This window comes from Catenulispora rubra (genome assembly GCF_015356825.1).
Taxonomy (GTDB): Bacteria; Actinomycetota; Actinomycetes; order Streptomycetales; family Catenulisporaceae; genus Catenulispora; species Catenulispora rubra.
Window position 1 is genome coordinate 61,228 of the sequence record NZ_JAACYW010000008.1, and the last position, 12,254, is coordinate 73,481.

The 12,254-nt window shown below is 69.8% G+C and carries 10 protein-coding genes; 6 read left to right on the forward strand and 4 right to left on the reverse strand.

The genetic code is table 11. From position 1 onward, the window contains the following. Nucleotides 1–15 precede the first annotated feature (15 nt). Complete coding sequence (locus GWK61_RS04670; RefSeq protein WP_194905298.1) at nt 16–1,245, forward strand: ROK family transcriptional regulator; 1,230 nt, start codon at nt 16–18, stop codon at nt 1,243–1,245. A gap of 53 nt (nt 1,246–1,298) precedes the next feature. Here GWK61_RS04670 and GWK61_RS56000 read toward each other — a convergent pair whose 3' ends face one another. Further along, a complete protein-coding gene (locus GWK61_RS56000) occupies nt 1,299–2,858 on the reverse strand; it encodes a discoidin domain-containing protein (protein WP_228561743.1) in 1,560 nt (519 codons plus the stop codon). 303 nt (nt 2,859–3,161) lie between these two features. Here GWK61_RS56000 and GWK61_RS04680 point away from each other — a divergent pair, with 303 nt between their 5' ends. Then, nucleotides 3,162–4,823, forward strand: coding sequence for a beta-1,3-glucanase family protein (locus GWK61_RS04680; protein WP_228561744.1), 1,662 nt, complete (start codon nt 3,162–3,164; stop codon nt 4,821–4,823). A gap of 97 nt (nt 4,824–4,920) precedes the next feature. Further along, the gene (locus tag GWK61_RS04685; RefSeq protein WP_194905300.1) at nt 4,921–7,521 is read left to right on the forward strand and encodes a malectin domain-containing carbohydrate-binding protein; all 2,601 of its coding nucleotides are present in this window, start codon (nt 4,921–4,923) and stop codon (nt 7,519–7,521) included. 87 nt (nt 7,522–7,608) lie between these two features. On the opposite strand, the gene GWK61_RS04690 is transcribed toward GWK61_RS04685, so the two are convergent. Further along, nucleotides 7,609–8,265 carry a CGNR zinc finger domain-containing protein gene (locus GWK61_RS04690; RefSeq protein ID WP_194905303.1) on the reverse strand — a complete coding sequence of 219 codons (657 nt, stop codon included), beginning with the start codon at nt 8,263–8,265 and terminating at the stop codon, nt 7,609–7,611. A 90-nt stretch (nt 8,266–8,355) separates the two neighbouring features. Between GWK61_RS04690 and GWK61_RS04695 the strand changes: the two genes are divergently transcribed. The 3 genes from GWK61_RS04695 to GWK61_RS04705 are packed head-to-tail and all read left to right on the forward strand — an operon-like array spanning nt 8,356 to nt 10,133. Continuing rightward, complete coding sequence (locus GWK61_RS04695) at nt 8,356–8,823, forward strand: nuclear transport factor 2-like protein (RefSeq protein ID WP_194905305.1); 468 nt, start codon at nt 8,356–8,358, stop codon at nt 8,821–8,823. After that, nucleotides 8,820–9,680, forward strand: a complete 861-nt coding sequence (locus tag GWK61_RS04700; RefSeq protein ID WP_228561745.1) for an MBL fold metallo-hydrolase — start codon at nt 8,820–8,822, stop codon at nt 9,678–9,680. The genes GWK61_RS04695 and GWK61_RS04700 overlap by 4 nt, the downstream gene beginning before the upstream one ends. Before the next feature lie 15 nt (nt 9,681–9,695). Next, nucleotides 9,696–10,133 carry a zinc-binding dehydrogenase gene (locus tag GWK61_RS04705; RefSeq protein WP_194905307.1) on the forward strand — a complete coding sequence of 146 codons (438 nt, stop codon included), beginning with the start codon at nt 9,696–9,698 and terminating at the stop codon, nt 10,131–10,133. 82 nt (nt 10,134–10,215) lie between these two features. On the opposite strand, the gene GWK61_RS04710 is transcribed toward GWK61_RS04705, so the two are convergent. After that, nucleotides 10,216–11,709, reverse strand: a complete 1,494-nt coding sequence (locus GWK61_RS04710; RefSeq protein WP_194905309.1) for a hypothetical protein — start codon at nt 11,707–11,709, stop codon at nt 10,216–10,218. Next, on the reverse strand, nt 11,706–12,254 hold the full coding sequence (locus GWK61_RS04715) for a SigE family RNA polymerase sigma factor (RefSeq protein ID WP_194905311.1): 549 nt from the start codon (nt 12,252–12,254) through the stop codon (nt 11,706–11,708). Before GWK61_RS04715 ends, GWK61_RS04710 begins: the two co-directional genes overlap by 4 nt.

A 12,254-nucleotide genomic window follows, 5' to 3' on the forward strand; every position in this document is an offset into this window, starting at 1 on the left:
AACAACGAGGAGCCGATGCACGGCCGAAGAAGCGGGACGCTCAGGGACCTGCGACGCGAGAACCGGTCGGCGGTCCTGTGGTCGCTGTATTTCGACCGGCCGCGCAGCCGTCAGGACCTCGGCGCCGCGACCGGCCTGAGTCCGGCGTCGGTGACCAACGTGGTGCGCGAGCTGCTCGACGAGGGCATCGTCACCGAGGTCGGATCGCAGGATTCGGACGGCGGGCGACCGCGCCGGCTGCTGGACGTCTACGCCGAGCACGGGTTCGTGATCGGCGTGGACGTCGGCGAGACGCGGGTGCAGGCCGGGTTGTACGACCTGACGCTGGTCGAGCGGGCGAAGGCCGAGCGGCCGTTCGGCCCGGGCGAGCACGACGTGGCCGCGGCGGTGCAGGCCATCGCGGACACCCTGCACGCCGTCCTCGCCGACGCCGCGGTGGACCCCGCAGCGGTCCTCGGCGTCGGCATCGGCGTCCCGGCCATCGTGGAGCAGGGCCCTGAGGCGGTGGTGCACGGCCAGACCTTCGGCTGGAACGCCGTGCCGCTGGAGCGGTTGCTGCGCGCCCACACCGACCTGCCGCTGCGGTTCGAGAACTGCGCCAAGACGACCGGCCAGGCCGAGCTGTGGTTCGGGGCCGGACGCGGCGCGCGCACCGCGGCGGTGGCGCTGATCGGGTCCGGCGTCGGCGCCTCGCTGGTCTCCGGCGGGAGCATCTACCGGGGCGTCAACTCCAGCGCGGGCGAATGGGGCCACACGACGATCATCGCCGACGGGCGGCGGTGCCGGTGCGGCTCGTCCGGTTGCCTGGAAGCCTACGTCGGCGCCGAGGCGATCCTGGAGCGTTTCGCCGACCCGGCGGCGGCCATGTCCGTGGCCGACTCCGCATCCGCATCCGCATCCGCCGGCGACGCCGAGTCGGCGCTCGCGGCCCTGGTCGCGATGGACGAGTCGCCGGCCGCGCAGGCTCTGCTGGCGCAGACCGCGGAATACCTCGGCATCGGCATCGCAAATCTGGTCAACCTGTTCAATCCGGAGCGGGTGATCCTGGCCGGCTGGGCCGGCCTGATGCTCGGCGGACGGCTGCTGCCGGCGATCCGCTCGGCCGCGGAACGCCACTCGCTCAAGCACCCCTTCGCGGCGACGTCGATCGAACTCGGCCGGCTCGGCCCGGAATCGATGGTGCTCGGCGCGGCGACGCTGCCCCTGGAGGGCTTCCTCAACGGCGCCATCGGTCATCGGCCGTAGGCACTGTGCCTACGGCCGATGACCGATGACCGGCGAAGGAACCGGATCGAAAATCAGCTGCCGTATACCTGGAACTCCCAGAGCGAGTACCCGTACCCGGTACCCCGCTGCGTGCCGTACATCCGCACGTAGCGGCCCGTGCCGGTGACAGCGAGGTTCTGCGTGCCGCCGGTCCCGGTCGTGGTCGAGTAGACCGTCGTCCAGGTGGTCCCGTCGTTCGAGGTCTGGATCTGGAAGGCCTTGCCGTACGCGTTCTCCCAGTACAGAACCACCTGGTTGATCGTGTGCACGGCCCCGAGGTCGACCATCAGCCACTGGGGGTCGGCGGCCACGCTGGACCACCGGCTGTTGAACGACCCGTCCGTCACGGCCGAGGCCGGGGTGCCGTTGCCCTCGACCGACGAGGCGTAGGCATCCGCGTTCAGCGCGAGGTTCGTACCGTTGAAGGAAGCCTCTCCGGGACTCGTGTAGATCTCGTTCGAGTCCGGCGAGACGCCAGTGGCGTTGTTCGCGGCGACGAAGTAGAAGTACGTCGTGCCGTTCTTCAGTCCGGTGTCCGTGAACGTCGTGCTCGTGCCGGCGACCGTGGCGACCTGCGTGGTGGCCTCCCCGTCGGAGATGGTCGAGCCGCGGTAGACGCCGTAGGACGTCGCACCGCTGGCGGCCGTCCAGTTGAGCGTGACAGACGCGTTGCCGGCGGTCGCCTTCAGGTTGCTCGGGCCGCTCGGTGCGGAGGCCGTCGCCGGGCTGACGGTCAGCTCGTCGACGCGCGAAACGCCGTGCCCGTTGGTCGCGCCCAGCGTGATCGAGTTCTTACCCGCGTTCAGATGGACCTGCAACGCAGAGTGCTGATACACGTCGAAGCTACCGGTCACGGGGAAGTGCTCGGTCGACGTGATGACCGTGCCGTTCACCACAAGCTGCATGTCCCGGAACATCACCCCGGGAAACAGCCCCTGCGCGAAAGCGTACCGCCAATCGAGCGTATACAGCCCGGCAGTCGGCACCACGACGTCGTTGAACGACATCGTGCCCTCCGCCGCGTAGGCCATGTCGACGACCTGGCCGCCCGGCGTGAGCGCGCCGGAGGACCCGAGCAGCTGCGGGAACCAGCCGCTCAACGTCGGGAACCAGTCGAAGCCGCCGAGCAGCGCGTCCTTGCCGTAGTAGACCAGCGAGCCGCCCGAGCCCGTGCCGGGCGTGTTCCCGCCGGTCCCGATCGGCGGCGGGGTCCGGGAGGAGTCCTCGGCCGACTTGGGCGACTCACCGCCGGCGTTGATCGCGGTGATCACGTAGAAGTAGTCCAGCGTGTTGCTCAGGTGCGTGTCGTTGTAGCTCGGGACGGTCGTCGTCGCGATCGGCGCGGCCGCCTCGCCGCCCGCCGCGGTGCCGCGGTAGACGTGGTACGACGTCGCACCCGGCGTCTGGTCCCAGCTCAGGGAGAGCGAGGTGTCGGGGTTGGCGTTGATGCCCAGGTTGAGCGGCGCCGGCGGCGGGGTCCCGGCCGCGAAGGCAGGGGCCTGCGTCAGCCCTGCCGCAGCCAGGGCGCACGCCGCGGCCAGGACCAAAAGACGGCGCAGCGACGTGCCCGCCGAGCGAGAGATTTCTTTCATGGCAGCTCCACGATCACTTGTGTCGTGCTCTGCGATGCCCCGGCCGACTGGTGGCCGTGTCGCACGGTATTGACGCCGAGGGGTTTCGTCAAGCTTTGAAACAAGTCGTGACCGCGAGCTGCGGCCAGGACCCCACGTCGGGCCGGAACCGGTACCGAAATCGGTTACGGAACCGGGTCCGGGATTGACAGCGCCGAAACACCGGCGCAACATCAGCCACCAAGGGTGCCCCCCGACTGGTGCACGAAGGCTGATTCATTCGCGACGCACGGAGCGTCACTTCCTCGTGTACTGGAGAGAGCTTTGTCCTCAGCACCCATCGCCCGGGCTGCCCGCAGACCGCGTAACCGACCCCGTAGCAGACCCCTGACCATCGTCCTGGCGGTCCTGGCCCTCGTCGCCGGGCTGATCCTGAGCCAGCCCGGCACGCCGAAGGCGGCGGCGGCCACCTGCGACACCGGCACGAACCTGGCGCTGAACCACCTCGCCACCGCCTCCTCGCAGGAGAACGCCAGCTTCCCGGCGGCGGGTGCCTTCGACGGGAACCTGAACACCCGCTGGTCCTCGCAGTTCTCCGACCCGCAGTGGGTCCAGGTGGACCTCGGCTCGGTGCAGTCGCTGTGCCAGGTCGCCCTGCACTGGGAGACCGCCTACGGCAAGGCGTTCCAGATCCAGACCTCCACCGACGGAGCGACCTGGACCTCGGTCTACTCGACCACGACCGGCACCGGCGGCACGCAGACGCTGAACGTCTCGGGCAGCGGCCGGTTCGTCCGCATGTACGGCACCGCGCGCGGCACCCAGTGGGGCTACTCCCTGTGGGAGTTCCAGGTGTTCGGCACCGGCAGCGTCGGCGGCGACACCGTGACGGTGACCAATCCGGGCAATCAGACCACTGCCACCGGCGGCTCGGTCAACCTCCAGATCCAGGCCACCGACTCGGCTGCCGGCCAGACGCTGACCTACAGCGCCACCGGCCTGCCGGCCGGGCTGTCCATCAGCCCCGCCGGGCTGATCACCGGCACGGCGACGACGGCGGGCAACTCCACGGTGACGGTCACCGCCAAGGACACCACCGGAGCCTCGGGGACCGCGACCTTCAGCTGGACCGTGGGCACCAGCAGCGGCAACGGCGCTCCGCCGCCGCAGTTCTGGGGCGACACGTCCGCCATCCCGGCGGCCACGCAGGTTCTGGAGCTGTCGATCGTCAACCAGACCAACGGCCAGTACCCCGACAGCCAGGTCTTCTGGAGCTTCAACGGCCAGACCAAGTCGATCGCCCAACAGCGGTACGTCGACATGCCGGCGAACTCGGCCGGCCGGATGTACTTCTACCTCGGCACGCCGAACGGCCAGTACTACGACTTCATCGAGTTCACCGTCGGCACGACCTTCATCAACGTGGACACCACCCGCGTCGACCGGTTCGGCCTGAAGCTGGCCCTGCTGCTGCACGGCCACGACGGCTCCAACCAGCAGGTCGGCGAGAACTACGCCACGTTCCAGGAATCCCGGGCGGCGACCTTCAGCCGGTTCCAGAGCTCGGTGCCCACCGAGTTCAAGGAGCTGGCGACCGACCAGGCGCCGTACGGCATCCCGTCGCCGGGCAACGACAAGGCCTTCCAGACCGGCGGCGCGTACGCGAACTACTTCCAGAGCTACGCCGCGGCCAACGGCGACACCAGCGATTCCACCGCGCAGATCTTCGGGTGCGGCGGCACGCTCGCGGCCAACCCGCAGCTGTGCGCCGGCCTGAACCGGCACGTGGCGCAGCTGCCGGCCGCGCAGCAGTCGGTCCCGGGCAACTTCTACCAGGCCGCCCCGGCCAACTACTACGCGCAGTTCTGGCACCAGAACGCGATCAACGGGGTGCAGTACGGCTTCCCGTACGACGACTACGCGGGTCAGTCCGCTGACGTCTCAGTGACCAACCCGCAGTACATGGTGGTCGCGGTCGGCTGGTAGCCGCCGCACGGACGGCGGGCTCCCTCTCGTCGCGGCCGGGGAGCCCGCCCACCCAGGCGAGTTCCCCGGCCGCGGCCCTGCCTAAGGGGCATGCCAGATGCGAGCCTTCATCCTGCCCGCGCCATCCGCCACACGACGGCGACGGCGCTCCGTCCTCCTGAGTTGGTTCACCGCACTGCTGGTGGTCGCGCAAACGCTGATCACCGTGAACCTGAGCACCACGCCCGCGCACGCGGCGGCGGCGAACACCGCCGTCACCACGCTGCGCAACGACAACGCGCACAGCGGCCAGTATCCGAACGAGACCGTCCTGAACACCTCGAACGTCACCTCGTCCCAGTTCGGCAAGCGGGTCACCTACCCGGTGGACGGCCAGCTCTACGCTCAGCCGCTCTACCTGCCGAACCTCACCATCGGCGGCGCGACCCACAACGTGGTCTTCGCGGCGACGGAGAACGACAGCGTCTACGCCTTCGACGCCGACCAGTTCACGACCACTCCCCCGGCACCTCTGTGGAAGGTGAGCCTGCTGCCGGCCGGGGCACAAGCGGTGCCCAGCACATTCCAGGACTGCGGCGACCTGCAACCGATCATCGGCATCACCAGCACGCCGGTCATCGACCCGGCCACGAACACGATGTTCGTCGTGGCCTACGACCAGGAGAACGGCAAAGAGGTCTACCGCCTGCACGCCCTGGACGTCTCCACCGGCGCGGACAAGTGGCCGGCCGTCGTCATCCAGGGCTCGGCGCCGGGCACGGGCACCGGCAGCGTCGGCGGGACGATCACCTTCGACCCGAGCGTCGAACGGCAGCGGTCCGCGCTCGTGCTCGCCAACGGCCGGCTCTACGTGAGCTTCACCTCGTTCTGCGACATCGGCAACTATCACGGCTGGATCTTCGGCTACAACTACTCGAACAGCGCGTTCGCGGTCGCGAACCTCTACAACGACACCGCCAACGGTTCCGAGGGCGGGATCTGGGGCGGCGGCGCCGGGCTGGCCGCCGACCCCGGCGGCAGCCTCTACTACGTGAGCGGGAACGGCACGTTCGACGCCGACAGCGGCGGTCCCGACATGGGCCAGAGCTTCGTGCGCCTGAACTCCTCGCTCCAGCGGCAGGACTACTTCGCGCCGTTCACGGCGAAGTGCGGTGGGGACAACGACCTCGGCGCCGGCGGCCCGCTGCTGATCCCGTCGGCGAACGAGGTGATCGACGCCGGGAAGGAAGGGCGGCCCTATGTCGTGAGCACCACGAACATGGGCGGTTTCACGGCGGATCCCAACCTCGTCTGCGGCGGCACCGACTACAACCGCACGGACGTCGACAAGATCGTCCAGGAGCTGCCGGTCGGAAGCGTCGGGTCGTTGTTCAGCACGCCGGGGTTCTACAACGGTCCGAACGGGCAGTCCGTGTACTTCTCGGAGTCGGGCGGGCCGACCGTGGCCTACTCGTTCAGCGGCGGCAAGCTGTCGGCGAACCCGACCTCGAAGACGACCGAGTCGTTCGGCGGCACCGGCGGTGACGCGGTGGTCTCGAGCAACGGGACCGCGGCCGGCAGCGGTGTCCTGTGGACCGAGGGCGGCGAATCGGTGCTGCGCGCCTACGACGCCACAAACCTCGGGAGCGAGCTCTACAACAGCAGTCAGAACCAGGCCCGGGACGGCATCTCGGGGTACGTGAAGTTCACGTCGCCGGTGGTGACGAACGGTCAGGTCTTCGTGGGACTGTCCTCCAGCCTCGCCATCTTCGGCATCATCGCGAACGCGCCACCGCCGCCACCGCCGCTGCCGAACGGCGTGAAGATCAACGCCGGCGGCCCCGCGGTGTCCCCGTTCGTCGCCGACCAGTACTCCACCGGCGGGGCGACATCGGGCAGCGGCAACGCGATCGACCTGAGCGGGGCGGCCAACCCGGCGCCTGCGGCGGTCTACCAGACCAACCGCTACGGCACCTTCGACTACAGCGTGGGCGGACTGCCGACGAGCGGCACGTATACGGTGCGGCTGCACTTCGCGGAGACGTACTGGACGACGAAGGGCTCCCGCCTGTTCAACGTGACGATCAACGGAACCCAGGTACTCAACTCCTTCGACATCGTGGCCACCGCGGGCGCCGCGAACAAGGCAGTCGTCGAACAGTTCACCGTGACCGCCGACGGTTCCGGAAAGGTCACCATCCAGTTCGCGTCCGTCAAGGACAACGCACAGGTGAACGGGATCGAGATCAACCCGTCGTCCTCGACGACGCCACCGCCCACATCGGTGCAGATCAACTCCGGCGGTCCGGCCGCGTCCCCGTTCGTTGCGGATGAGGACTTCAGCAGCAGCGCGACCGCGGGCAGCACCAACACGATCGACCTGAGCGGGGTGACGAACCCGGCGCCGATGGCCGTCTACCAGACCAACCGGTACGGCAACTTCACGTACACCATCCCCGGCTTCACAGCAGGCTCCAGCCACACCGTGCGCCTGCACTTCGCGGAGACGTACTGGACGACGAAAGGCGCGCGCCTGTTCAACGTGACGATCAACGGAACCCAGGTACTCAACTCCTTCGACATCCTGACCGCCGCGGGCGCCACGAACAAGGCGGTCGTCGAACAGTTCACCGCGACCGCCGACGGCAGCGGTCACATCGCCGTCCAGTTCGTCACGGTCAAGGACAACGCACAGGTCAACGGCATCGAAGTGGCGTAAGGCGAGCAGCGCGGTGCGGCGGTGCGCTCACCGACCGCACCGACCGCACCGACCGCACCGCCGCACCGCCGCCGGTGCGACGCTCGATCACTGCTCCGTCGCGCCGACGGCCCGGCGGCGCTGGCGGGAGGCGGCCAGGTTGGTGCGGTTGCCGCAGGTGCGCACGTCGTGCCAGACGCGGCTGTTGTTGCGTGACTCGTCGTAGAACGCGACGCCGCAGACCGGATACCGGCAGGTCTTCAAGCGCGACCACGTTCCCGTGTGCTGGGCGAGCATGATCTCCCCGGCCACCAGGGCGGACACGCCCCGCCAGCCTGAGGCCGTCGTCCCGTGGCGGACCACTCCGTCGCCGTCCATGCGCAGGCTCAGGCTCGCGGCGCCGAGCGGGATGGCGGTCTGGGGCTGTTCGCCCTGGCCTGCGCCGGCCTCGGAGTCGATCCCGGCGCGGTCTTCGCCGTTGCCGGCGGCCAGTGCACGCACGGCCTCGCGAAACCTGGTAAGCGGCGCCAGGTCGGCCTCGGCCAGGTGCAGCGCGGGCGGAGCCTGAGCGTTCGCGGCGGCCCACCGGGCCGAAGCCCCGTCCAGCCAACGGTTCGCCGCCGCGAGGTCCGCGAGCAGATCGCCGGGGTACGCGTGCTCGGCGTACTGCTCCAGCGTTGCGGTGTTGACCAGGTCCTGGACCAGGACCAGCCCGCCGGGCGCGCGCCCGGCAGGTCGTATCCCCTGGTCCGTCTCGTCTTGCATGGACACAGCCTACATGCCTATGCTTCTGCCATCAGGACAGAGGCAAATGCGCTTTGACTCTGTCAACAACAGTCAGAGACGGAGAGACCGATGGCGACGTATCTGGGCAGCGGGGATGAGGGCAGGCAGAACCGGGACTACTGGCCGGCGTGGCTGGACCAGCTCGCCGACGACGTGACCATGGAGGCGTCCGTCATGACGGGCATCGTGACCGGGCCGGAAGCGGTGCGGACGATTCTCGGCGTCGCCAAGACCCTGTACGACTACCAGGAGTTCGAGTTCGTCGGCCCGTACGGCGAGCCGGGCCACGGCTTCGCGGAGGACTACAGCGCGCAGGTCAAGGGCGTCGCGCCGATCGGCAGCATCGTGGTCGTCCGCTACAACGAGGCGGGCCAGACCCAGCACATCATCGTCAGCCACCGTCCGCTCGGCTCGGTACTGCTGTGGTCGCGGTTGATGGCCGAGCACTTCGCCGGCACCGAATACGCGCAGTACTTCTCGGCCGATCCCGGGTCAGTCCCGGTTCCGGCTCTGCACGGAACGCAGGTGCACGCATGAACGCGCTGCAGTATGACGTCTTCGTCTCCGGCCTGGAGCCGACGCACGGGGCGACCCTGCCGGACGGCAGTGCCGCGAAGTGGTCGCCGCTGGCACACACCCTCGTCTACGGCGCCCGCGAGGCAGCCGTCGTCGATCCGCCGATCACGCGCGGACAGGCGACAGCGCTCGCGGACTGGATCGCCGCGCACGAGCGGGAACTCACCCACATCTACATCACCCACTGGCACGGCGACCACTGGTTCGGCACCGCCGAGCTGCTGCGCCGCTTCCCCCGCGCCACCGTCCTGGCCGGCGGCGAGACGCGGCGGCGCGTTCGCGAGAGCGTGGCCGGCGGAAACGCGCCGGAGCTGTGGACCGCCCTGTTCGGGGAACGGCTGTCGGACGGAGCCGCCCTGGCGGCCGCGGCGGCAGCGGTCGAACCGGTGCCGGCCGACGGATTCGAGATCGACGGACAGCAGCTGGTGTCGATCGAGGCCGGCCACAGCGACACCGACGACAGCACCGTCCTGCACGTGCCCTCGTTGGGTCTCGTGGCAGCCGGCGACGTGGTCTACAACAACGTTCACCAGTACCTCGCCGAGACGCCCGACGGAGGACTGGAGGCCTGGCACCGCGCCCTGGACCTGGTGGCCGCCCTGGAACCGCGTCACGTCGTGGCCGGACACAAGGACGCCCGGCGCCCGGACGCGGTATCAGACATCGACGAGACCCACCGCTACCTGGACGCGACCTCCACCCTGCTGGAGAACAAGCCCACCCGGGCCGAATTCTTCGCACGGGTCCTGGAGCTCTACCCGGACCGGATCAACCCCTACATCGTCTGGCTCAGCGCCGGCCGACTGCTCGCGGACTAGCCGCCGGGGCGCGCGATGGCGCCGACCGGAATGCTGACGACGCCGGCGGGGTTGTCGCAGCGCCGGTCGATTATCCGGCACGAGCGGGGCAGAGCAGCGGCGACGCTGCGAGTATCCGCCACCGGTGTCGCTGTCTGCCGTGACTGCCGATACTGGGGCGAGCACAGCCTGGCGCCGCTGAGCTTCCGCGGCGCCAGCTACTCCGGCGTGTTCACGCTCCTGCCGCTGCTCACCGGTAAACACCGCGCGCACCACGGAAACGCGCTAGCCGCCGCGGCAGAGCTGGTGGACCGGGGCCTGATCACCCCCATCGTCGACCCGACGCCCTACCACCTGGGCACCGTCGCCGAGGCGCATCAGGCCGTGGCCTCCGGAAGCCGCCGAGGCAAGGTCGCCGTCTCCGTCGATGTCGGCGCCGGTTCGGTCGGCCCCGAAGGCGGGTCAGCTTCCTGATACCGCCGCCGCTCGGCCGGAAACGATCCGGCCGAGCGGCGGCGGGCGGGCGTCCCAGATGCGACGCCGACGCGACCTCGACTCAGCCCGTCGCGGCGAACCGCGTCGCGATCTTCGCGCCGAGGCCGGTGACCCACTGCTTGTCGGCCTGCGTGAAGGTGGACGAGCCCTCCGGGCTGTTGACGTCGACCTGGATCACGACGTCGCCGAAGCGGACGAACACGTTCCACGTCTTGCTGGGCAGCTCGGGGATGCTCTCGACGAAGCCGCCGTCCCCGATCCCGCTCGGCAGCGAGGTCACGGTGGTGTCCCCGCATCCGGTCTCCGCCTGCTGGCGGAGGGCGGCGAGCTTCTGGGCGCCGGTCCCGGACTTCACCGTCAGGCGGAGGACGTCGGCCCGGACGTTCAACCCGCTCGGCGTCGGACCGGAGAAGGCGTAGTCCGGCACCGTCGGGCCGAGCAGATCCTTGTGGACGCTCGCGCACGCGTCGGTCACCAGGGTGGAGGGCCGGTTGGGCGTGCCGGTGACGTCGACGTTCCACCCGGTGCCGAAGTCAGCCGCCTGAAGCAGCGTCGGCGGCACCGTGACGGCGGCCGCCGGCTTCAGGCCGGGGGCGATGCCGCCGGAAAGCACGCGCGCCAGGTCCTGCACGGTGAGTGGCGACGGCGAGATCACGGTGTCCGGGTTCGGCTCTATGCCGCGCGCGGCCTGCCTCATAGTGTAGTTCTCCCAGAAGGACTCCACAGTCCCGGCGCCCCCGGGGAACTGCCGCATCACGAAGATCGCCGTGAGCTTGCCCAACGACTTCGTCGAGCTCGCCAGGACCGATCCGTCCGCGAGTTGGCGGTGGTCGCACGCACTCCACGCCGCCGCCTGGTTCCAGGGAACCGCCAGCTCGTCCGCCACGCCGCAGCCGGGCATCGCCGGCTGGAACTTCGCGTCGTCGCCGTCCAGGAACCGCGTGAGCAGGTTGCCGGTCGGTGAAACCGGGTGATTGGCGATGCCGCTCCGCGCCGGCGGCTTGCCGTTCGGCGTCCAGAAGGAGGCGACGTCGAGGCTGGCGTAGTTGTCGCCCTGCGCGTCGCCGAACGGCACCGCCTTGGCGGGCGTTGTCCGGTTGGGCATCGGGACGATGTGCGAGGACGTCGGGTCCAGCCCCGCCAGCACAATCCCCATGTCCGCCACGGCCGGCTCGGGCACGTTCATGGTCTTCGGCGGGACGTTGCCACCGAGGCCGATGATCTTGTCCTGGCCGGGCAGGAAGTTGACCCGCTCCAACACGGTCCCGTCCGACAGGGTCGTCGGCGGGGCGGACGGCGTCCCCGAGGTGGCCAGCGACGTCGTCGGCGGCGCGGTCGTCGACCGCCCGCCCCCCGCCGGTCCGGCGAGGCTCACCGCGATCGTCGCCGCCGCCGCGACCACCGCGAGCGATCCGCTCCCGGCCCCGACGGTGCGCAGCCGCCGCCGACGGTCGCCGCCGCCGATGATGGCCTGCGTGTCGGCGTACCAGATCGGCTCCGCCTCGCCCCGCGTCGTGTCGAACACGTCCCGCATCCACTCGCCGTCTTCGGTCATGACTGCTCCTTCTTCGTCGTGAGGAGTTCCTCGCCGACAGGGCGAGCGGGGTCGGGCAGGATCGAGCGCATCGCCGCCAGGCCCCGTGCGGTCTGGCTCTTGACGGTGCCGGTCGAGACGCCGAGCAGCCGGGCCGTGCCCTCGATGTCCTGGTCGTCGAAGAAGCGCAGGACGAGCACCGCGCGCTGCCCGGGCGGCAGCCGGCGCAGCGCCGACACCACGACGTCGCGGTCGGACACGCTGTTCACTGCGCTGTCGTGGGTCGCGGCCAGTTCGGGCATGGCGTTCGACGACGGCTGCTCGCGCCGCCAGTGCGCGCGCCGCTTCTCGTCGATGCAGGCGCGCAGCAGCGTGGTCCGCAGGTACGCGTCGACCCCCTGCTCCGTGCGGACCCGCCCCCAGGCCGCGTGCAACTTGATGAAGGCGACCTGCACCAGGTCCTCCGCCTGGCTCCAGTCGCCGCACATCATGTACGCCATCCGCCGCAGCGCCAGCGATCTGGCCGCTACCAGCTTCGTGAACTCACCGTCATCAGGTCTGCGCAT

Coding starts and splice junctions, on each gene's coding strand:
- GWK61_RS04670 (WP_194905298.1), top strand. CDS start 16: ATGCACGGCCGAAGAAGCGGGACGCTCAGGGACCTGCGACGCGAGAAC.
- GWK61_RS04705 (WP_194905307.1), top strand. CDS start 9,696: ATGGCGCCGACCGGAATGCTGACGACGCCGGCGGGGTTGTCGCAGCGC.
- GWK61_RS04715 (WP_194905311.1), bottom strand. CDS start 12,254: ATGCGCAGACCTGATGACGGTGAGTTCACGAAGCTGGTAGCGGCCAGA.
- GWK61_RS04700 (WP_228561745.1), top strand. CDS start 8,820: ATGAACGCGCTGCAGTATGACGTCTTCGTCTCCGGCCTGGAGCCGACG.
- GWK61_RS04710 (WP_194905309.1), bottom strand. CDS start 11,709: ATGACCGAAGACGGCGAGTGGATGCGGGACGTGTTCGACACGACGCGG.
- GWK61_RS04685 (WP_194905300.1), top strand. CDS start 4,921: ATGCGAGCCTTCATCCTGCCCGCGCCATCCGCCACACGACGGCGACGG.
- GWK61_RS04690 (WP_194905303.1), bottom strand. CDS start 8,265: ATGCAAGACGAGACGGACCAGGGGATACGACCTGCCGGGCGCGCGCCC.
- GWK61_RS56000 (WP_228561743.1), bottom strand. CDS start 2,858: ATGAAAGAAATCTCTCGCTCGGCGGGCACGTCGCTGCGCCGTCTTTTG.
- GWK61_RS04695 (WP_194905305.1), top strand. CDS start 8,356: ATGGCGACGTATCTGGGCAGCGGGGATGAGGGCAGGCAGAACCGGGAC.